18 protein-coding genes and 1 pseudogene are annotated in these 21,130 nt (G+C 45.7%); 7 read left to right on the top strand and 12 right to left on the bottom strand.

Features of this window, described 5'->3' with window-relative positions:
* Positions 1–56 precede the first annotated feature (56 nt).
* From AC6R00_RS07065 to AC6R00_RS07075, 3 genes are all read left to right on the top strand, one after another.
* Entirely contained in the window at positions 57–929 is an 873-nt protein-coding gene (locus AC6R00_RS07065; protein ID WP_500639825.1) for a LysR family transcriptional regulator, read from the top strand.
* Positions 930–1,063: 134 nt separating this feature from the next.
* A complete protein-coding gene (locus tag AC6R00_RS07070; protein WP_500639826.1) occupies positions 1,064–2,656 on the top strand; it encodes a bacteriohemerythrin in 1,593 nt (530 codons plus the stop codon).
* Between the two features lie 142 nt (positions 2,657–2,798).
* On the top strand, positions 2,799–2,951 hold the full coding sequence (locus tag AC6R00_RS07075) for a hypothetical protein (RefSeq protein WP_004746464.1): 153 nt from the start codon (positions 2,799–2,801) through the stop codon (positions 2,949–2,951).
* A gap of 69 nt (positions 2,952–3,020) precedes the next feature.
* On the opposite strand, the pseudogene AC6R00_RS07080 reads toward AC6R00_RS07075, so the two are convergent.
* The 8 genes and pseudogenes from AC6R00_RS07080 to AC6R00_RS07115 form a co-directional block, all read right to left on the bottom strand.
* Positions 3,021–3,270, bottom strand: a pseudogene (locus AC6R00_RS07080) (Rid family hydrolase).
* A 7-nt stretch (positions 3,271–3,277) separates the two neighbouring features.
* Positions 3,278–4,309, bottom strand: a complete 1,032-nt coding sequence (locus AC6R00_RS07085; RefSeq protein WP_500639827.1) for a lactonase family protein — start codon at positions 4,307–4,309, stop codon at positions 3,278–3,280.
* Positions 4,310–4,373: 64 nt separating this feature from the next.
* Complete coding sequence (locus AC6R00_RS07090) at positions 4,374–6,824, bottom strand: beta-N-acetylhexosaminidase (RefSeq protein WP_500639828.1); 2,451 nt, start codon at positions 6,822–6,824, stop codon at positions 4,374–4,376.
* 35 nt (positions 6,825–6,859) lie between these two features.
* On the bottom strand, positions 6,860–7,504 hold the full coding sequence (locus AC6R00_RS07095) for a bifunctional 4-hydroxy-2-oxoglutarate aldolase/2-dehydro-3-deoxy-phosphogluconate aldolase (RefSeq protein ID WP_069668829.1): 645 nt from the start codon (positions 7,502–7,504) through the stop codon (positions 6,860–6,862).
* 14 nt (positions 7,505–7,518) lie between these two features.
* Positions 7,519–8,481, bottom strand: coding sequence for a sugar kinase (locus AC6R00_RS07100; RefSeq protein ID WP_500639829.1), 963 nt, complete (start codon positions 8,479–8,481; stop codon positions 7,519–7,521).
* Between the two features lie 69 nt (positions 8,482–8,550).
* On the bottom strand, positions 8,551–10,065 hold the full coding sequence (locus tag AC6R00_RS07105; RefSeq protein ID WP_500639830.1) for a sodium:solute symporter family protein: 1,515 nt from the start codon (positions 10,063–10,065) through the stop codon (positions 8,551–8,553).
* 224 nt (positions 10,066–10,289) lie between these two features.
* A complete protein-coding gene (locus tag AC6R00_RS07110; protein WP_038187972.1) occupies positions 10,290–10,682 on the bottom strand; it encodes a RidA family protein in 393 nt (130 codons plus the stop codon).
* A 58-nt stretch (positions 10,683–10,740) separates the two neighbouring features.
* Positions 10,741–12,180, bottom strand: coding sequence for an N-acyl-D-amino-acid deacylase family protein (locus tag AC6R00_RS07115; protein WP_500639831.1), 1,440 nt, complete (start codon positions 12,178–12,180; stop codon positions 10,741–10,743).
* 179 nt (positions 12,181–12,359) lie between these two features.
* Between AC6R00_RS07115 and AC6R00_RS07120 the strand changes: the two genes are divergently transcribed.
* Together AC6R00_RS07120 and AC6R00_RS07125 are read left to right on the top strand one after the other, a co-directional pair.
* A complete protein-coding gene (locus tag AC6R00_RS07120; protein WP_500639832.1) occupies positions 12,360–13,631 on the top strand; it encodes an amino acid deaminase in 1,272 nt (423 codons plus the stop codon).
* 92 nt (positions 13,632–13,723) lie between these two features.
* Positions 13,724–14,587: a MurR/RpiR family transcriptional regulator gene (locus tag AC6R00_RS07125; RefSeq protein WP_004746447.1), complete on the top strand. Its 864-nt coding sequence runs from the start codon at positions 13,724–13,726 to the stop codon at positions 14,585–14,587.
* Between the two features lie 91 nt (positions 14,588–14,678).
* On the opposite strand, the gene AC6R00_RS07130 is transcribed toward AC6R00_RS07125, so the two are convergent.
* The 3 genes from AC6R00_RS07130 to AC6R00_RS07140 are packed head-to-tail and all read right to left on the bottom strand — an operon-like array spanning position 14,679 to position 16,746.
* Positions 14,679–15,509 carry a hypothetical protein gene (locus tag AC6R00_RS07130; RefSeq protein ID WP_500639833.1) on the bottom strand — a complete coding sequence of 277 codons (831 nt, stop codon included), beginning with the start codon at positions 15,507–15,509 and terminating at the stop codon, positions 14,679–14,681.
* On the bottom strand, positions 15,509–16,378 hold the full coding sequence (locus AC6R00_RS07135) for an ABC transporter ATP-binding protein (RefSeq protein WP_500639834.1): 870 nt from the start codon (positions 16,376–16,378) through the stop codon (positions 15,509–15,511). The genes AC6R00_RS07130 and AC6R00_RS07135 overlap by 1 nt, the downstream gene beginning before the upstream one ends.
* A complete protein-coding gene (locus AC6R00_RS07140; protein WP_004746441.1) occupies positions 16,375–16,746 on the bottom strand; it encodes a GntR family transcriptional regulator in 372 nt (123 codons plus the stop codon). The genes AC6R00_RS07135 and AC6R00_RS07140 overlap by 4 nt, the downstream gene beginning before the upstream one ends.
* A gap of 202 nt (positions 16,747–16,948) precedes the next feature.
* On the opposite strand from AC6R00_RS07140, the gene AC6R00_RS07145 reads away from it, so the two are divergent.
* A complete protein-coding gene (locus AC6R00_RS07145) occupies positions 16,949–18,940 on the top strand; it encodes a peptidase U32 family protein (RefSeq protein ID WP_500639835.1) in 1,992 nt (663 codons plus the stop codon).
* A 107-nt stretch (positions 18,941–19,047) separates the two neighbouring features.
* Complete coding sequence (locus AC6R00_RS07150) at positions 19,048–19,293, top strand: DUF3297 family protein (RefSeq protein ID WP_004746437.1); 246 nt, start codon at positions 19,048–19,050, stop codon at positions 19,291–19,293.
* 72 nt (positions 19,294–19,365) lie between these two features.
* Here AC6R00_RS07150 and AC6R00_RS07155 read toward each other — a convergent pair whose 3' ends face one another.
* Positions 19,366–21,123, bottom strand: a complete 1,758-nt coding sequence (locus tag AC6R00_RS07155) for an SEL1-like repeat protein (protein WP_500639836.1) — start codon at positions 21,121–21,123, stop codon at positions 19,366–19,368.
* Positions 21,124–21,130 lie beyond the last annotated feature (7 nt).

Here is a 21,130-nt window from a genome sequence, read left to right on the forward strand (position 1 = left end):
GAAACATGAACGAAAAAAGCATAGCTTTTAGACCATAATGGTCATATTATTAGACCATGATTGCCTTAGAACATTTGCACGTTGTTAACGTGATTCATCAGGAAGGTAGCTTTCGCAAAGCAAGCGAGAAGCTATTTAAAGCGCGTAGCGCGGTGTCTTATTCCGTTAAGCAGGTTGAAGATCACTATCAAATAGAGATTTTTGATCGTGACACTTACCGCCCGACTCTTACCAGAGAAGGCAAAGTTCTGCTGCAAAAAATCCAGCGCTTGCTCGATGCCGCCAACGAGTTCGACCTTTTCGCGCGTCAGATGAACAGTGAAGTCGAAAGTGAACTCAAGATCAGTATTAGTGCGATCTTCCCGACCGATAAAGTAACCGAGCTTCTCAAACACATTAAGCAATCCTATCCAGAGACTGTAATTCATCTAGACATAGAAACCGCCTCAGGCGAGCGTATGTTGTTGGATGATAAAGTGGATATCGGTATTTATGCCGTAAGAGAGCTAAACCAAGAGTTGGTAGAATATCAGCGCATTGATAACCTGAGTTTGCCGGTATTCATTTCAGACCAGTTCCCTTTGGCTAAGCTAAACCAAATCAAACAGAGTGATTTGTATGAATACCCGCAAGTCGTGGTTAAATCATCCTACAAGTCAAACCCTGACTCGGGGATCGTCAAGCAAGCCTTACAATGGTATGTCTCTGATCACCAAACAAAAAGGTCGCTGATAAAAAGTGGCTTAGGTTGGGGGCGACTCGCCACACATGAAATCGAGCATGAACCAGGGCTAATCCCTGTTCCAACTTTCGAACCACTCAACGTACCCATTTATATTGCGCGCAAGAAAACTACAGCGCTTGGCCCGGTTGGTCAGTTAGTGTGGGACTACTTTCAAGCTACCTTCAATGAGCTCGACGAAGACTAAGGTGAGCAACTTAGAAAACTAGCCCTTTAGAATTAATTTTAATCAATTTAATGTTTGATTTCGGTGGGTCATTCCGTATCTATCGCCTAAATTTAATGAAGTGAGCAACAGATTTCCGGCCAAGGAGCTGGCGTATGTTTAGATCATTATTTTCTAGCTTAAATAGACTCTCTTCGTTGCAGTGGTCAATGCTGCTAACCTTGTTCATTCTTCCCATTGCTGTTGAGCTCTTCATAGGGCAATCTTGGTTATGGCTCATTTTGTTACTGATTTATCACTTGATTGTGGTATATACCATAACCTCTATGACCAGCTTGTTGAATCAGCTTAAGCAAGTCGCTACCCACCTATCAGAGGGTGATCTTACGATAAGAATTGACAGCAATGATACTCCCAGCACTCCCTTGTTGCGTACTTTCAACCGCATTGGTGAGGATATTTCTCGAACCGTACACGCCCTCCGTAAATCGACTGCCCGCTTAGTAGAAGTTGCTGAAACCGTCCAAGAAGATTCGGGGATTTCAAAAACGGGCGCGATCGGACAAAAACAAGATGTTGATAACGCCAAAGAGATCATCAGCCAGCTCTCTGAAATCACGCAAAACGTTTCTAGCTACTGTGAATCAACCGCAACACTGGCTAATCAAGCCAAATCCAAAGCAGATCAGGGCACCCACGACATGGTTGCCTTAGAAGCAGCGCTCGATAATGCCAATCAGCATATTGAAAACTCCAATGAACACTTTCAGTCATTGATGGAAGAAACCGCGCAGATTAGCCAAGTAATGGAGACCATTAGTGGCATCGCCGAACAAACTAACTTGCTTGCACTAAATGCGGCCATAGAGAGTGCTCGTGCTGGAGAACAAGGCCGCGGTTTTGCCGTCGTCGCCGATGAAGTCCGTTCTTTGTCAAAAAGAACTCAAGAAGCAACAGAAGAGATTCGTAATAAGATAACCAATCTTCAAGCCAAGACTGATGACGTGTTGGAAACCATGCAAGAAAACAAATCAAGCATGCAACGCTCATTAGAAATAGCATCTACGGCAGAGCACACATTCAAAGAGCTTAATCTACAAATCGATGAAGTACGTACTTACGGCCAACATATTGCTCAATCATCAGAGCAGCAACTAGGTCAAACTCAAAGCTTACAAGACAGCCTAGCGCTTATTGCTTCGGAATCCGATAACAATGTTCGATCTACTCAGGAAACCTTGATAGCCAGTATTACGGTGCGTAACTTGTCTGGGGAAATTGATTCCTTACTTCATCGCTTTGCAACCAATTCAAATCAAATTGAAGCCGATGAAGCCAAGCGAGAAAAACTGATGGAATGGAACGCTCAACTCGATATTGGTTTGGACGAAATCAATCGCCAGCATCGTACCCTACTCCATCTCATTAACGAGCTCTATTACCTGCTTAAACACAATTATGGCCTGCCTTCGATCAAGCGAGTGGTTCAGGGTTTGATTGACTACACGGCTAACCACTTTGCCTATGAAGAAATTTTGTTCGAACAAATCGGCTACGAGCAAACCAGTCATCATGTGGCGGCGCATCAACAGTTGGTAAAAGAGGTCTTAGATTTTCAGCGTCGCGTAGAAACAGGGGAAGACATCGGCGATGAGTTAATGACGTTTCTCAAAAACTGGCTTAAAAACCATATTATGAAGGAAGATAAAGCTTACGTAGACTCATTTAAAAACAACAACTTAAATTAGAAGTTTTAGTAAAGGGGTTAGCCTACCCGATGGAAAATTTGTTTTATTGTAACGACAAAAAACCTGATTAGTTGTCAGGAGCAATTGCTGTTTAAATCCGCGCCGAGAGATTAATTCTATCCATTAACTTCAAGGTGTTTCCATGTTTGCAATTGATGATGTTGTTGTCGCAACAAAAGGCGTTGATTTCGGTAAGATGGTGGTTGTTGGTCTAAGCAGCGGCGGCTTCTACGTTCGAGTAACGGTAGATGGTATGACACTGACTTACCCAGCTCGCGATCTGCAAAAAGCGTAATCACGCAGCAAGTACACGATCAAAAAAGGTAGCGATTTCGCTACCTTTTACGTTTCTGCTCAGCAAATACTACTGATACTTTTCACCCGCAGCCGCGACAAATGCCATTTCAACCAATAGGTTAGGATCTGCAAGTTCGACTTTAACGCAAGCGCGACTTGGTGCTGTGCCTTCCACAAACCAGTTATCCCACACTTCATTCAGGGCATCGAAATTGGCAAAGTCAGTCACGTAGATAGTGACCGACAAAATGAGCAATGCCATTAAATACCGTTACATCTGACCAACGTTTAGTAGGGTTAATACGGTGAATTGTCATACTCTTCTCAATCGTTATTTTGTTCAATTACGCAGACAGGTGCGCCAACTTGGCACTGATATCCTGTTGCGACTAATGCTCCCGTCTTCAAATCACGACGAAAGCTAGTAAGGTTGTTGGAATGCTGATTGGCGACGACTACCCACTCGCCACAATCGCTAATCGTAAAATCACGTGGAAAACCACCGCCACAATCGGTTAAGCCAAGCCATTGCGCTGTAGGTTGCGAAACATCAAAGCAGCTCAACACGTTCTGCTGTCGACATGACACATAAATAAACCTCTCGTCTTGCGACAACTTAATCGCGGACGCGGCTTCTCCTTTCTCCCCATTTGGGATTAAGTCTGACTGCTGTGACACTTGCCAGCCAGCGTCTGTTTTGGTCAGCACAACCAAGGTTTCACTTAACTCACACACAACATAAGCTTTATCTTCAGTACGATTGAACACCAAATGGCGAGGTCCAGACCCAGGCGTTAAAGCTAGCGTTTGTTGCAAGAGAAATTGGTTTTGCTCAATGTGATAGAAGCGGATGGCATCGCTGCCTAAATCCACGCTTACCAACGCTTTTTCCGTGCGCTGAAACACGACTTGGTGCGCATGCAGGGACGCTTGTCTATCAAAATTGGGGCCTTTACCTTCTTCAAACAGCGTTATCACCAGCTCTCTTGGTACTCCATCATCACCTAGAGAAAACACGTTGACATCACCAGAGCCATAGTTGGCAACGGCTAGGTATTGGTTATTCTCACAAACGTCTAAGTGACAAGGATAGTCACCTAAAATGGGCAACGCGTGATTGATGCCCCCTTGCATACAGACAAGTTGTGCGCCGTCTTGCTGAGCAACTTCTGAAAAACTATATAGGGCTTGGCGGGTTTGTTTGAGGTAAGAAGGATTACGTAGAGGGTAGAAATCGTCGAGGAGAGTCAGTTCACCAGTCTGTGGATTTAAGCTGACTTGAGCAATGCCTTGGCTCTGACTCGGGGAATCCGTGTAGGTTCCGATGAAAAACCGTAAGTGACCGCTTACTTGCATTGTAATACTTCCAAATAAAAAGGATTTTGCCGCTCGGAGATCCTCGCGGCAATTGGTTTAACCATTATTTACTCAGAGTTTTAAGTAAGCTCTCAGTTGGTTTAACAATGGCGACAATCGTTTCATCAATGATGATGGCATTTTGATCAATCAATGCTTGATACTCTGTCGCATCCGCTGCGCGAACTTGGTGACCTTGCTTAGCCGTTTCAATTAACGTTAAGGCTAAGTCTGCTACTCGCACACTTGCCTCTGCCACTGCAACCGTATCAACTGACGCGACATTCGCTGCAAAAATTGGCTTAGCCTGAGTGGCTGCAAACTTCACCGCTTGATAATGGCCTTGCAATGTATCTAGAGCGGCTTTATCACCCTTAGCAAACGCCTCGACCAAATCATTCATCTGATATACCGCCAAGCTTTCTACCGGTAGCGCATCAGCAAAGCGATTTAAGCGTTCATATTGGTTGTAAAGATCGCCTTTGTTCGGCGTTGATATCCACTTCTCCCAGTGACGCGCGTAATACTGGGCAGGTTCAATGTACTTAGAGAGTGTTTGCAAAGGCATCACATCCGCACCATTTGCGAGGCGCTTAAGCATCATGTTGGCGTCAGCGTGATGACGCAAACCAACGGAGACTTCAGACCACGTATCCATCGCATTCATACGACGATACATGCTGCGCTCATCGGTCAGCTCTTGGCTAGACCACAAACGCTCAGCAATCGCGTAGCTACGCGGCCATAAACGCTGCTCGATGGTCATTGAATCAAGATTTTCACCCCAAATGGTGATTTCACCACCCAAGATGAGCTGCTGTTCATCTTTGGTTAGCTCGGCAGGGTAGCCGCCGTTTGGTTGAGGAATGACAGAACCCTTGATTGAACTTCCTGCCACCAGCTCACCTGTCGCAGGCCAGCGAACGTTACCGATAAGCTGATAACTACTTGGCTTAAGCTTGCCACCAGCAAACTCATAGTTGAACTCGGTGTAGGACATAAAGTTATCGAAATGACCGCGGAACACTTTGCCCGGAACATATTCAAGAATATGAACTTCTTGACGAGACTTACCGTTGTAATCGGTAAACGCGCGGTACGTACCATCTTTTGCTTCAATGATGGTCAGATTACCTTTACGCGGGCCGCCCTTATTGCGCGGTTTAACCCAGTCGTAGGTTGCGAATCGCTCACCACTATGCAGTTTATCGTCGACAGCAATACCTGTTGGCATTGGATCATTGCGGTAGTGGTAGCTAGTCGGTTGCGGCTGGTCTAGATAATAGCCCGTTGAAAGCACCCCTTGATACCCTTCTTTCGCGGCACGACCAATACTGTCGTGTCCACGCCAACTTTGGATAACAATAGAAGTCGGCAAATCTTTATGCCAGATCTCATCCCAACCAGACATTTTCTTGCCGCGCTGCTCAAGCATCTGTTCCACTTTCGTGTTGAGATAAGATTGCAGGCCACGTTCACCATCTAGGTTATTGTCAGCAATAAACTTCTGAATGTTCGGATTTTCTTTCCACTGCTTGTAGTTCGGCTCGTCGCCGCCAATATGGAAGTACTCATCAGGGAACAGCTCCACTACCTCATCAAAGACACTTTCGAGCATGGTGTACAGTTCAGGGTTGGTTGGGTCCATCAGCGGCTCAAACACGCCCCATCCACGCTGCTGAGGGTAAGCTTGCTCGCCGACACCAGACATCAATTCTGGATAAGCATGAGCAACCGCTGAAGCATGCCCTGGTAAAGAGATTTCAGGAATAACACGAATGCCAAGATTACGCGCGTAGTTCACCACATAACGAATCTCGTCTTTGGTGTAGTAGTCACCGTCTGCCGTTTCAGACCAGAGTTTAGTGTAGTTATCTAGCTGAATACGAATCGCTTGGTCATCCCAAATGTGCCAGTGGAAGACGTTCATCTTCGCCGATGCCATCGCATCAAGCTGACGTAGGATCACATCAAACTCGATAAAGTGACGTGACGTATCGTATGAAACACCACGCCATTTAAAGCGTGGCTCATCTTCAATCGACACTTCTGGCACATGATAGCCCTTAGCATCCGTTGTCACTAACTGGAGGAAGGTTTCTAAGCCATGTAGCGCACCATATGGACGCTCAGAGCGGATAACAACTTGACCATTCTTAGCATCCAGTTGGTAAGACTCATCACTCTCGATGCCTTGTACTTGGCTTTTTGGTGCCTTGCGAATATCAATCACCAAGGTTGCGTCTTTCTCAGACTCGGCTTGCCAATGAAGCATAGGTAAACCGGTTTGACGATAAAGCCTTTCCATCGTGCGTTTTACATTGAATTGCACACGCTCAGAATCATAACTTTTTACATAGATACTAAAATCTTTGTCGAGCGCGATTTGCCCTTTCCCCAGTTCGACTTCCTGAGGGTAAGGCATAAGATTAAGATCAGTATTAGGAGCCATTGCCATCGCTGTTTGCCCCGCCATTAAGCCAGAAATAAGTAGTGCTAACGTTGCTTTGTTCATCCGTGTCATCCCAAATTTACTAATGTTCGATTCAATTACGCAACATGCGCAACCGCTTCTTGGACAAGCTTCGCGATCTCATCCCATTGTTCGTTCTCAATCAGTGTTGGAGCCACCATCCAAGTACCACCACAGCAAATCACTCGGTCAATCGCTAGATAGTCATTGATATTGTGTTTACCGATACCACCAGTTGGCATGAATGACACATCAACGTATGGAGCAAGCAGAGACTTGACCATGCTAATGCCGCCAGATGCTTCCGCAGGGAAGAATTTTAGGAAGGTTAAACCAAGCTCTAGTGCTTGCTCGACTTGGCTTGGGTTATTGACTCCAGGAACAACAGGCATGCCGATCTCTTGGCAGCGACGAACCGTATTTGGATTAAGACCAGGGGCAACCACGAACTCACTTCCGGCTTCTTTCGCGAGGTCAATTTGCTCTGACGTGAGTACTGTTCCCGCGCCAATGCACATTTCAGGGTACGCTTCGCGCATTGCACGGATTGCGTCTGCTGCTGCTTCAGTACGGAAGGTCACTTCAGCGACGGGTAGGCCATTTTCAACCAAAACTTTGGCTAGAGGTACTGCATGTTCAACCTTGTTGATTTGGATGACAGGGACAACTTTGAACTGCTGTAGTTTGTTGATAATTTCTTGAGATGTAGCTTGTAGAGACATAATAGTTTCCGATTCTATTTCTGGTCTTGTGACCCAATAATAAGTCCACTCATTGCGCTGAAAGGAATAATCGCGCCTGAGTATTGAATAACGGTTGAAGCTAATTGATGGCCTAATAGCGCTGAGGCACTGGCACTTTTTCCGGTAAGGCGCGCAGCAAGATAACCTGCGGCAAACGAGTCCCCTGCGGCGCACGTGTCGACGACCTTGTTGACTTTACTTGCCGCAACGTAACGCTCTTCTATGCCTAGATCGCTAGTGGTGATGATTTTACAAGGCTCGCAACCACGTTTAATCACCACTTCTTTGCAGCCCAGGCGCAGACATCTCGCTTGCACCGACTCTTTACTGTCCCAGACGATGTGGTCATCATCTTCTGTAATCAAAGCAATATCGACGTAAGGTAGAAGCTTTGCATACCAATGTTGCGCTTGCTCTGTTGACCAAAGTTGCGGGCGATAGTTGTTATCGAATATCACCTTTCCACCTTGAAGTGAGAAGGTACAAACGGCATCAAGTAAGCGTTGACGTGAATCGTCGTCTAGAATGGCAAGACTGATACCGCTGAGGTATACCGCATCTAGCACCTTACCAGCCAGTGCAGCTTCAAGTTTGGATTGGCTTTCGCTATTAAAGTAAAACTTGGCTGCGGCATCACTGCGCCAATAGTGGAAGTGACGCTCACCCGTCTCATCCGTTTCAACCATATATAGGCCGGGCAGTTTGTTCTCGATGCGCTCAACTAGCTCAGTTTGAATACCTTCTTGACGCCAGTTTTCCAGCATACTCTGAGACAATTCATCGTGACCAAGCCCCATCGCATAGTGCACAGAGACATTTTGATCTTGAGTTAAACGAGATAGGTAAAGCGCCGTATTGAGCGTGTCACCGCCGAATTTTTTACTCAGTGGAGACCCACTGATTTCGACCATGCACTCGCCAAAAAAAGCAATGTTAAAATTAGAAGATGCCGACATAACACACCTTAATCTTGGAAAAATAAAAAACAGTGGCTCTGCTAGGCAGAGCCAAAGTTGTGGAGAAAACTAGCTAGTTTGAGTGGCAGGACGTTGTGCAGATTTGTCTTCTTCTAGGACGCCTGAGTCAGACAATTCCATTTCCATCAGAGCACGCTCATCGTCAAGGATTGCTCTTGCCATTTCAGGGCTGACTTGGTTAGCAGGAGTACATAGGCTCACTACGACACCCGCTGCCAGTGCGAACAGACAAGATGGAATCACTGGGTTGCCCCAGAAGGCTGTGTAATCCGCGTTGAGCATAACAGTGAATGAAGCCACTGAAGCACCAGCAAGTGTCGCGATAGCACCTTGCCAGTTGTAGCGTTTCCAGAAGCGACCTAGCATTCCGCACACGAACATGCCTGACATAACGGTCGAAATCATCTTAGTGATGTAGCCAATGATATCGTTTGAAGTCAGAGCAAACAGTAGAGCAAAGCCGATAACCACAACCAGCGCTAGACGAGAGTAGTTGAGCATGGATTCTTTGTTTGGCACACGACCTGTGAACATAACGTAAACGTCACGCAGTAGAATCGACACACCCGCAATCGCATCAGAGCTTGCACTCGACATGGTTGCTGACAGACCCGCAATCAGAACAATCATACCGATACCTACTGGCAATACAGTTGCAGCAATGTATGGGAACGAGAAGTTAGGGTTGTCTAGTGTTGGGTCAATCGCATGTGCAGCCATACCAATGATTGCAGGAATGATAGAGAAGAATAAATACAGTACGCCCGAGCCAATGAACGAGCGGCGAATGGTAGACACATCCTTACCCGAGTAGATACGCTGGCGGAATGAAGGCGTCGCAAGTACACCAACACCAATCACAACCGCTAAAGATACCGCTGGAATGATGCCGAGCTTTTCAATTGCTAGGAAGCTTGTTGCGGCCGGGTCCATAGCTGCGTATAGGTTGTCCATACCACCGATATGTTGAACCGATAGAACCGCCATCAGAATGAAGCCAACAAATAGAATGATTGCTTGAATCGTATCCGTCCAGACAACCGCAGTGTAACCGCCAATCACAACATAGATAGTAAACGCTGCAGCTATGATGATTTTCGCTAGGTTAAGGTCGATGTCAGCGATCCACGCGAGGTACATACCACCGCCAAGAATATGCGCGCCTAGCCAGCCGATTGAAGCGATAAAGATAAGCAAGCCAACCACGTTTTTGACGATGCGATTTGCACCCACATAGTAAGCAAGCTCTTCACTCATGGTCATAAAGTTCAGTTTACGAACCGGAGCAAACCATAGCGCAAGAAGTAAGATACCAATGGCACCACCGATGCCATAAAGCGCACCAGCCCAGCCATTAGCATAACCAAAACCAACCGCGCCCATACTTGAGCCCGTACCGACCATAGTCGCGACGGTTGTACCTAATACAAGAAACAGAGGTAAGCCACGGCCACCTAATAGAAAATCTTCCCCCGACTTTTGGTTGCGCGAAACAAACCATCCAAGCCAGATCAGAAATACTACATATGCGCCGAAGCCAGTAAGAAAAAGTGTACTATTCATTGGACACCTCTCAATGTCAAAATCCATCTTTCAGATTAATATAATTCCTGCAGCTGTATTATCTCGTCTATTTAAGACAACAATTAAATATAAAATCTACTTATATTTAATTAATATTTATGTTGCTATGCAATTAAGAATTATATTTGTAGGGATGAGAGCACCGAAACAATATTAACAGGGAACGAAATTATTCCGGCACTCTTAATTATTATTTGTGAAGTCTATCGGCGATCTTCGCGGTAACAAGTCACATCAACTTCTACCTTCACATCAACAACCAAATCACACACCATGCAGATACGTGCTGGCGGGTGCTCGCCAAAGAACTCTTTGAACACTTTATTGAATGATTGGAAATAACGAGAGTCCGTTAAAACAACCTTTACATGAACCACATCTTCTAGTGTGTAGCCCGCTTCAGTCATGATATCGACACAGTTTTGAATCGCTAGGCGAGACTGGTCAACGATACCACCTTCTACCACTTCACCGTCGGTCATAGGTGTTTGACCGGAAACGTATAGGAAACCGCCTGCTTCAGTCGCTCGTGCAAATGGAAGGTGTTGACCACCAGTGCCTGTTCCACCTTCTACACCGTAACGCTTAATAGACATAATATTCTCCAGTATAAGTACTTTATTAAATTGATAATAAATAAATTAATTTTAATTTTTAGGCGTCATTTCTATAAATAAAAACGCCACTTCTATTTTTGGTTACATCGCCAGATAAATATGACAACTCACCATTAACAAATACAGATTCAACACCTTTTGCCATTGAAATAGGATTTTCAAAGGTTGCAGTATCTTTTATTGTATTTGGGTTAAATAAAACTAAATCTGCGTAAGCCCCGACTTTTATTTCGCCGCGATCTTTTAAGTTATATCGCTTGGCTGACATGCCCGTCATTTTGTGAATGGCTTCCGCTAATGAAAACAGTTTCTCTTCACGACAGTAGTGCCCAAGCACTTTCGGGAAAGTGCCCCACAAACGTGGATGTGGATGTGGGTCATTGGGTAATCCGTCGGAGCCAACCATGGTCAGTTTGTATTTCAAAACACGTTTAACGTCGTTTTCATCCATGCAGTGGTAAACCGCACCAGCAGGTTGAATCGCTTTTGCCGCCTCCATTAATGGCAGATCCATCTCCTCGGCAATGTCATTGAGCATTTTGCCTGCATGTTCAGGGGCGGTTTCAGACCAAGTAATAAAGATATCGATCTCGTCGGTCACTTGTTTTAGGTCGAGTGTTGATGAACTAGCGGAGTACGGGTAGCAGTCACAAGACACATCTTGGTGTTTCGCCGCCTCATCCATCACATTGAGCACTTCTTTTGTTCGTCCCCAGTTGCCAGCGCCAGCACACTTAAGATGCGAGATAACAACCGGTACCTTAGCGAACTGCCCCGTTTCAAACGCTTCTTCCATTGCGGAGATGATCTCTTCAAATTCTGTACGCATGTGGGTGGTATAAATGCCGCCGTGTTGACCGAGCACCTGTGCTAAGCGCATGACCTCGTCCGCTGTCGCTTGTTTCGCGCTCGCATAGGCAAGACCAGAGCTCAAACCAAGCGCACCCTCTGCCATCGCTTGGTCAAGCGTACTGCGCATTTGAGCGATTTCTTCATCGGTCGCGGTGCGTTGCAAGTCATCCATCACGTTATTACGCAAAGTGGTGTGACCGACTAATGCCGCTACATTGACTGCAGGATTTGCTTGCTGCACAGCTTGCGCGTAGCTAGCGAACGTTGGGTATTTAAAATCTTCTTGCTTACCGAGTAGGTTCATTGGATCAGGTGGGTCACCGGCTAAGATGGTCGGGCTGGCACTAATGCCACAGTTACCAACAATCACAGTCGTCACACCTTGACTGATTTTTGGAAGACACTCGGGATAACGAATCACATTGGTATCATCGTGAGTGTGAACATCAATAAAACCCGGCGCGAGTGCCAAGCCTTGCCCATCAATCACCTTGTTAGCCGTCGCTTCAGATAACTCACCAATTTGCTCTACACGATTGTGACGAATTGCGACATCAGCGGTATATGCTGGAGCGCCGGTACCGTCAAAGACTTCTACACTTTTGATTATGGTATCGAACAACATGGTTCACTCTCTTCGTCTCTCGTTTGCATGTGTACATACTAATAATTCCCGTATTTAAATCAGTGACAAAACACACATAAAAACCGAATTTGCTTGATAGTTTCTAACATGCAAATTAACCTAGATAGTAACAAACATTATTAATCAATAACTTAATTCATGTTAGAAGTGAGCTTGCGATGAAAGAATTCGAGAAAAAGTGTGATACAAACTATCATAAAAATACTATCAACATCCCTGGGTGGGGTGAGAAGTCTCAGCCATATCAGAGTGATAGCCAGCAAACCTACAGCTTGATCAACGAAGAAATCAGTCTGCCCGCTGCCGTTATTCAACAATCTAGAATCAACAATAACCTCGACTGGATGCAGCGCTTCGCCACAACCCACAACGTCAAGTTATGCCCGCATGGCAAAACCAGCATGACACCCGCGTTGTTTCGTCAGCAACTTGACCAAGGCGCATGGGGAATGACTGTCGCCACAGCCGCTCAAGCTGAAGTTGCGGCGTTAGCAGGGGCAAGTAAAATCATTATCGCTAATCAGTTGGTCGGCAAAGCCAATATGGCTATCGTGGCCAATCTGATTGAGCAGCATAGTGTTGATGTATTTGTTTGCGTTGATTCACAGCGTAACATTGAAGCACTTGGGCAGTTCTTTGCGAGCCGTGACGTCAAACTCAATGTCTTGATTGAATTCGGTGTTGAAGGTGGACGCTGCGGCTGTCGAACTGAGCAGCAAGTTGTCGAGCTTGCTCAGTGCATTGCCGAACAATCTCACCTGTCATTGACTGGTATTGAAACGTACGAAGGGGTCATCCATGGTGATAATGCAGAACAAGCCATTCGTGATTTTCTCAATCAGATCGTAACGCTTGGCCGTAAACTGGCTCGCGATCAACTCATCTCAGGTAAGCCAATTGTGACGGGTGCAGGTTCAGCGTGGTACGACGTAGTTTCTGAGTGTTTTGCCAACCTCGACGATCTAGATGCCATTATTCGCCCAGGTTGCTACGCCATCCATGACACGGGGATCTATCTAGACGCTCAAAACAAAGTCATGGCGAGAGCTGAGAAAAACCAAGGAGCAGCGTGTGATTTAGGTGGTGATTTACAGTCCTCTCTTGAAGTGTGGGCACACGTCATCTCAAAACCTGAGCCGGGTAAACTCGTGGTTGGCCTAGGAAAAAGAGACGTCGCTTTTGATGCCGGTTTACCCATCCCAGAGCGAGCATACCGCGACGGGGAAGCCATTTCCGTCTCTAATGCGGTGACCACTGCAGTGATGGATCAACATGCGTTTATGGAGATAGACCCAGATTGCCCACTCGATGTTGGCGACGTTGTCGCTTTCTCAACCTCACACCCTTGCCTAACTTTCGATAAATGGCGTGCCATCGCCGTGTGCGACGATGAATACAATGTGACTCACTGGGTAGAAACACGTTTCTAAACCGCTGAACTTTTACGCTTGAATGAATCAGGTATACTGCAAAGCATTGATATGGAGGCCAAACATAGGTCTCCCGAGAATAGGAAAACATCTTGAGTTTAGACGTCGATATTATTTCGCAAATCACTGAGCGTTTTAGCGCCCTGCGCGACGCTGAGAAGAAAGTCGCCAAACTGATCATGGACGACATTCAGACTGCGGCGAATGCGAGTATCACCGAGCTTGCAGAAAGCGCTGAAGTGAGTGAAGCAACCATTACTCGCTTTGCTAAAGCCGTTGGCTGTAAAAACGTTCGTGATATGAAAATCAAGCTGGCGCAAACCCTAACAGTTGGTCAACGTTTCATTCTTGAGCCGCCAGATCAAAGTGGTTATCAGGGCATCTACGAATCAATCAAGCAGTCGCTAGATATCAACCGCAATTTGATCAACGAAGCCGATATCGATACCGCTGTGGGTTGGCTACACAATGCAAGACAAGTCATCTCTATTGGTATGGGTGGAGGCTCAACCATTGCCTCGCAAGAGATGCAGCATCGACTATTCCGTTTAGGCTACCCTGTGGTTGCTTATAACGACGGTTTGCTTGCACGTATGATTGCTTCTACCGCAGACAGTAATGACGTATTGGTGATGTTATCCGCAACGGGATACACGCCGACCATCATCGAAACTGCAGAGCTGGCAAAGCAATACGGGGTAAAGATCATCGCCATCACACCGAGCTCAACGCCGCTCTCTGACATTGCCGATCTCACACTGCCGATTGAGCACCAAGAAACAGATTTTATCTACAAACCTTCTGCGTCTCGTTACGCAATGTTAGCCTTGGTTGATGTCCTTTCGATGGCGCTTGCCGTCAACCATAAGCGACGTTCAAGAGACAAACTAAGACGGCTTAAGTTGGCATTAGACTCATATCGAGGTGGCTTAGACCGTCAGCCGCTTGGAGACTAATAACAATCCACCGCAAACAAAAAAGGCGCTAACCAACCGTTAGCGCCTTTGTTATATTCAAACCGTCAAACCGTCAAACCGTCAAAGCGTTCTAGTCAACAGAGCGACTTAATCTTAAGCTTGCCAGCAAGCCCAACACGCCCAATGCAAAGTAGACGACCAAGTTAACGGTGCCAACATTTGCAAAGGCAACAAGTGGATTGCCCTCAATAAGCAGATCAAATGGCAAGGTCGTTAAAGCCTGTAAGAAGTGACTCACTGCGTACGTCCCTAACAGGTTTGTCGAAAGCAGTTTAATCACGTAAAAACCAATCACCATGACTAACAGAGGCGAATTAACCTTCTGAGAAATGGCCATGGCCAAAGTTGCGAGCGGCAGTAGCGCCAAGCCCACTAACCACATGCGACCAATAAACTCAAACCAATGGGTAAAGACGTAAAAGATTGACTCACCAGTGAAGAACAGTGGGAATTTCTCCGACATGACAAGATTAATCACCCACATTAGGAAGTCTGCAGATACAACCAACATTGAACAAATGATAGGTGTCACCAGCAAACCAAAACCAAGCTTCACTAAATGTGTCGTCATGTCAGAGACAGGCATGCTACGCCAAAACATCACACTGCCCTCTTGGCGCTCTTTACGTAATGTCTTCGGGAAATAAAGGCAGGTCAATAACATCGACAAAAAGCCAGTGAAGCCAAACGCCAAGCCACTTAACTGCTTACCTAATTCATAACCAGATTCGAAGCCATTCACATCATACGTTAGCTCGTAAGTGACATTGCTTTGAATAGTCGAATTCATCAAGATCGAGAGTAGCAGCGCTACACCACACACGAGCAGCACCAAAGGAATACGCGTGATTACTTTATGTTCTAGCCACTCTTTCTCTAGCATATAAAAATAAGGATTCATTACGCTGCCTCCTTCTGTAGAGCTAAGAACAGATCTGCCAGTTTTACATTGTAAATTTTGTCTACGCTATCGAGTTGTTGCGCTTGTTCACAGCGAATCAGCCAACGCGTACTGCCAAGAGCGCGCTCACTAAAAAGCGGCTTCAATGCTTCCATTTGTGCGCGTTGTTCATCGGTGGTTTCTACGATCACGTAATCTTCGGCAATGTTTTCCATCGACGATTGCAACACTGCTTGACCATGCTTAAGGATCAACACATCGGTTAGCAGGTGTTCAATCTCAGACACCTCATGGCTGGCAATAATCAGGGCACGCTCTCCCTCATGAAACCATTCAAGAAGATGTCGATAAAAGGTGTCTCTGTAAACAAGATCCAAGCCGAGGGTCGGCTCATCAAGAATCAATACTTTGGTGTCAGTCGAAATCACAATCGCTAGGTGTAGCTGAACCTTCATGCCTTTTGACAGCGATTTGATTTTGCTATTAAGCTTGATGTCGGTTTTTTCAAGTACAGCGCGCGCTTTGTTCACATCGAAACTTGGGTGCACACCGGCGGTATACCGAAGAATTTGTCTTACCGTCATCCAGTCAGGCAGCACGTTAACATCTGAAATGTAAGACAGGTGCTCCATGACTTTGGCGCGCTGTGAGATAGGCTCAAGCCCCAGTACTTGAATATCACCCTGATAGTCGTGAGCACCGAGCAGGCTTTTAATCAAAGTCGATTTACCTGCACCATTGTGACCAAGCAAACCGAGGACTTGTCCCGCTTTGAGTTCAAAGCTAATGTTTTTGATCGCTTCGCCTTGCTCTTTGGCTCGACCTGAGTAGTGCTTGGTTACCTGCCGAGCTTCAATTAATACGCTCATTGTTTGCCCTCAACGTGCAGTGTTAACTGCTCAATAAATTCTTGAAGTGGAATGTCTAGCTGCTGCAGTTTCACCGCGATTGACGGGATCTGCTGCTGAATAAAATCCTGTTTTTGCGACGCTTTTAACTGACTCAGTGCGCCTTGTGCCACGAACATTCCCTGACCGCGTTTTTTTTCTACGAGACCTTCATCCACCAGTAGCTGATAACCTTTCATCACAGTGATGTGGTTGATTTTCAAATCTCCTGCGACGGCTCGGACCGAAGGTAATGCCTCTCCTTCGTTCCAAATACCTTGCAGGATTTGCTCTGTAATTCGATCCGCTAGTTGACGAAAGATAGGCTGCGTTTCGTTCCAATCTGTCATGAAGCTTGCCTTATCAATTGCGCTTTAGTGTTATACATAGGCATAACACTAAAGCAATTCGCAATGATTGCAACCAATAATTGAAATATCGCCTTAGAAGACAAATTAATTGATGCAGATTAACAAAGCTTTAATCAGCGCTAGATCACACTTTTTATCCCCGTAAAATACCGCTCCTATTTTATTGAGTAAGAGATAAGTAGTGACACGCGATCAATTTGAGTTATTAGCACCGGGCGGAGATTTAGATTCGATTAAGGCAGCCATTGCCGCTGGGGCGGATGCTATCTATTGTGGTTTAGACCGTTTCAATGCGCGCAACCGAGCCACTAACCTCACCTTAGATAACTTGAATGGCGTATTGCAGCTTGCGCACCAGCATAACTGTAAGATCTTCCTAACTCTCAACGTGTTGATTCTAGAAAGCGAAATTCCAGCCATTGTGCGCTTGCTTAGTCAATTGAACACCACAGCAATTGACGGCGTCATCGTGCAAGACCTTGGTTTGGCCTACATTCTCAACAACTATTTTCCTAATTTAGATGTACACGCATCAACTCAGCTCAACACCCATAACGAGGGGCAGATTCTGTTTCTCAATCGATTGACAGCAAGTCGCGTCAATCTATCGCGCGAGTTGAACATCAGTGAGATTAAGCATTTAGCTCAGTTTGGTCGTGAGCATGATGTAATGATGGAAGTGTTTGTCCACGGATCATACTGCATTGGGTTCTCAGGGATTTGCTACATCAGCTCTGCGCGTAATGGCGCTTCAGGCAACCGCGGTCGATGCAGTCAACCTTGTCGTGAAGAGTACCAAACCACCAAAACTGGTAACAGCTACCCACTCAATATGAAAGACAACTCCGCCTTTGGCGATTTGGCGGCACTTGCCGATGCCGGCGTGTATTCGTTGAAAGTGGAAGGCCGCATCAAGAAATCTCACTACGTTTACACCGTGGTCGACAACTGGCGTAAGCAGATTGACCGCTTGTGCGATGGCGTGGAACTGTCGAATGACACCACGGAACTGTACACCGTCTTCAACCGTGATTTCTCCAATGCATTCTTGCAAGGTGACTTCGGTAAAGCGATGTACATCGACAACCCCCGCGACCATGCGGTGAAACACTTTTCGAAAATCTACAAATGCGAATCCGCCGACGATGTGCAAGCAGTGAAGAAAAAGCTCTACGACGACAAAACAGCAATCATCGAAAAAGTAGCTGAAAAGACCCAGGAATTTGACGTCACTGCAACACAAGCCTCTGCTAGCAGCCTAAAAGGTGCGATTGATGTACCCACTTTACCGCCTCTGCCTCAGCCAGAAATGCTTCAAGGAGAGCCAACGTTATCGGTATTGATCTCATCACCACAAGACGTCGCACTGCTCGAATTCACTGACGTAGACGTCTATTTTCAGCTGCCGATGGGGCTGGCGGCTGAACTGAATGCAATGATCGAGCTGTTCCAAGCAAACCCGCAGTTAAAACCTTGGTTTCCTGCGATTTTGATTGGTGGCGATTACCAAGCTGCACGCACACTGTTAGAGGCAGTAAAGCCAGCGCTCTCGATCACTAACAACTCCGGTGTGGGCATTTTAGCTCAGGAGCTTGGACTGGGTTGGATTGCAGGCCCACAGATGAATACAGTCAACTCTTACTCATTCAAATGTTTACAACAAGAGTTTGCCGCAAGCGGTGCGTTTATCTCCAACGAGTTGAACATGAAGCAGATGCGCCATATTAAGCGTCCGCAAAACATGCGCAGCTATTACAGCATCTACCACCCAAATACACTGCAGACTAGCCGCCAATGTTTGTTCCAACAGACCGAAGGCTGCCGCAAGATCAAAGTCAATAAAGGTTGTTTGAAGCGTTGTGACAAACGTACATCAATCATTAATCTCAAAGACAACCCATACGTAGTGCAAAAACAAAAGGGCAGCCACAACTCAATCTACAGTGAGCACAACGTATTGAACCTACAAGTGCTGCAAGATTTACCGCAACTGTTCACTGATGTGTTGATCGATCTGCGTGATATTCAAACTGAAACACAAGTGACAGCCAATAAACCAGAACTGATTGATGCGTTCTTATTGCTCCTAGCACAACACAATAACGACAACGTAAGTACCATCAATCGCATGATTCAGCCAACGGCCAATGCCCAGTATTTGAAGGGGTTGTAGGTTCAAACTTAGATCGTTTGTGATAACTGTCATTAGATGTCTTGAACCCATAGCAATCTGTGACTTACAATGGCGCACTTTTTTTACGGACTTCAAGGTCGAAAAACATGACAGATACAGCTAAACCAGCTCTACCAGATCGCCTATCAGGTAACCCACGTAGCCCTTTCTTTGTAAAAGAGTGCTTCGATCACCAAATCGGTATTCGTTTTAAAGGTCAAGAGCGCACAGACGTTGAAGAGTACTGTGTTAGCGAAGGTTGGGTAAAGATTGCATCACCAAAAGCGAAAGACCGCTTTGGTAACCCAATGCTAATCCAACTAAAAGGCGAAGTTGAAGCGTACTACGTTTAAGATAAGTTCAATAACAAAAGCCTGAGCAAGCTCAGGCTTTTGATTGGCTCCAACGCAGCTTTTTATATAAAACTACATATGTTCGAGTTGATATTTAGCTTTATCATATTCTTGGTTTGCTGCCTTCGTGTACCAAAATATAGCTTTAGTCATATCCTTATCAACACTTCGCCCTTCATGATACATCATACCTAACCTGTACTGAGCTCTAGCATACCCCTGTTCAGCTGCCTTTTTGTACCATATAAAGGCTTTGTCCTCTTCCTTATCAACCCCAACACCATTCTCAAGCATCCACCCCAAATTAGTTTGAGCTCTAGCATATCCCTGATCAGCCGCTTTCTGATACCAGAGTACTGCTTCCTTCTCATCTCTTTCGACACCTAAGCCATCTTCAAACATCCATCCTAAGTTAGTCTGAGCCCTCGCGTAACCCTGTTCAGCTGCTTTAAGATACCAAGACAATGCTTGATCCAAATCTCTATCAACACCTACGCCTTCCTCAAGCATCCATGCTAAATTCGTTTGACCTTCGGCATCCCCTTGAACAGCAGCTTTTTCATACCAAATGACTGCCTGAGTTAGATCCTTAGCAATACCCAAACCTTCTTCTAACATCAAGCCTAAATTATTCTGTGCTCTAACATTCCCTTGTGCTGCAGCTTTTCTATACCAATGAACAGCTTTCGCTTCATCCTTATCAACACCAACACCATGTTCTAACATCCATCCCAAATTTGTCTGGGCGCTAGCGTACCCTTTCTCTGCAGCTTTCTCATACCAAGATATGGCTTGAGTAACATCTTTTTCGACTCCTACCCCTTCGGCAAGCATCCAACCTAAATTGAACTGCGCTCTTGCATATCCCTGCTCAGCAGCAATCTTGTACCAATAAACTGCTTTAGCTCCATCTTTCTGCACACCAGCCCCATCCTCAAACATCCCCCCAAGATTCGTCTGGGCTCTTGCATATCCCTGTTGAGCTGCTTTCTGATACCATTGAACCGCTTCAGCTTCATCTTTTTGAACACCAGCACCATTCTTGAACATCCAACCTAAATTAGTTTGTGCTCTAGCATAACCTTGCTCAGCTGCTTTCCTATACCAAAACACTGCTTTAGTGTCATCTTCCACAACACCAATCCCGTGACTATACATCCTCCCTATATGAGTCTGAGCTCTCGCATATCCTTTATCTGCAGCTCTCTGGTACCACGACATCGCTTTTGCTGTATCTTTCTCAACACCAATCCCTTTTTCAAACATCCGACCGAGATTAGTTTGGGCGTAGGAGCTGTTATTTTCAGCAGCTTTCAAGTACCAATAAGCAGCTTTGTTTTCATTTTTCTGAGGACCATTTCCTGTATCATACATCCATCCTAGGTAACCTTGAGAATATGCGTTTCCTCGTTCGGCAGCCTTATGAAACCAATAAAAAGCGGCGTCTTCATTCTTTTCAACGCCTCGACCTTTTATGTATATTACGGCTAGTTCCTTTTGAGCTTTTACATGTCCTTGGTTGGCAGCTTTTTCATACCACTCAATCGCTTGTTCTGCGCTCTTTTCAACAGTTCCTCCCTTAACATAGTTGCGCGCCAAAATATATTGCGCTTGTGGGTGCCCTTGCTCTGCGGCCTTGCGATACCAATAGATTGCTTGCCTACTATCTTTTTCTACATTTTGCCCTTTGGCATACCAAGCGCCAAGAATATACTGGGCTTTGATGTCGCCGCGCTCAGCAGCCAGCTGTAAATTAGCTTGATCTTTAGGTAACGTAGAACACGCGACTACGAACAGAGAAATAAAAGCGGTAAATATGTATCTAGTCACATTCAAA

Source organism: Vibrio sp. R10-SF1-ISO8, from assembly GCF_059833805.1.

What these genes read in the sequence shown, in the direction of transcription:
- AC6R00_RS07070 (WP_500639826.1), top strand. Translation starts at nt 1,064, where the DNA reads ATGTTTAGATCATTATTTTCTAGCTTAAATAGACTCTCTTCGTTGCAG.
- AC6R00_RS07100 (WP_500639829.1), bottom strand. Translation starts at nt 8,481, where the DNA reads ATGTCGGCATCTTCTAATTTTAACATTGCTTTTTTTGGCGAGTGCATG.
- AC6R00_RS07140 (WP_004746441.1), bottom strand. Translation starts at nt 16,746, where the DNA reads ATGACAGATTGGAACGAAACGCAGCCTATCTTTCGTCAACTAGCGGAT.
- AC6R00_RS07135 (WP_500639834.1), bottom strand. Translation starts at nt 16,378, where the DNA reads ATGAGCGTATTAATTGAAGCTCGGCAGGTAACCAAGCACTACTCAGGT.
- AC6R00_RS07105 (WP_500639830.1), bottom strand. Translation starts at nt 10,065, where the DNA reads ATGAATAGTACACTTTTTCTTACTGGCTTCGGCGCATATGTAGTATTT.
- AC6R00_RS07085 (WP_500639827.1), bottom strand. Translation starts at nt 4,309, where the DNA reads ATGCAAGTAAGCGGTCACTTACGGTTTTTCATCGGAACCTACACGGAT.
- AC6R00_RS07075 (WP_004746464.1), top strand. Translation starts at nt 2,799, where the DNA reads ATGTTTGCAATTGATGATGTTGTTGTCGCAACAAAAGGCGTTGATTTC.
- AC6R00_RS07095 (WP_069668829.1), bottom strand. Translation starts at nt 7,504, where the DNA reads ATGTCTCTACAAGCTACATCTCAAGAAATTATCAACAAACTACAGCAG.
- AC6R00_RS07065 (WP_500639825.1), top strand. Translation starts at nt 57, where the DNA reads ATGATTGCCTTAGAACATTTGCACGTTGTTAACGTGATTCATCAGGAA.
- AC6R00_RS07110 (WP_038187972.1), bottom strand. Translation starts at nt 10,682, where the DNA reads ATGTCTATTAAGCGTTACGGTGTAGAAGGTGGAACAGGCACTGGTGGT.
- AC6R00_RS07150 (WP_004746437.1), top strand. Translation starts at nt 19,048, where the DNA reads ATGACAGATACAGCTAAACCAGCTCTACCAGATCGCCTATCAGGTAAC.
- AC6R00_RS07115 (WP_500639831.1), bottom strand. Translation starts at nt 12,180, where the DNA reads ATGTTGTTCGATACCATAATCAAAAGTGTAGAAGTCTTTGACGGTACC.
- AC6R00_RS07120 (WP_500639832.1), top strand. Translation starts at nt 12,360, where the DNA reads ATGAAAGAATTCGAGAAAAAGTGTGATACAAACTATCATAAAAATACT.
- AC6R00_RS07090 (WP_500639828.1), bottom strand. Translation starts at nt 6,824, where the DNA reads ATGAACAAAGCAACGTTAGCACTACTTATTTCTGGCTTAATGGCGGGG.
- AC6R00_RS07130 (WP_500639833.1), bottom strand. Translation starts at nt 15,509, where the DNA reads ATGAATCCTTATTTTTATATGCTAGAGAAAGAGTGGCTAGAACATAAA.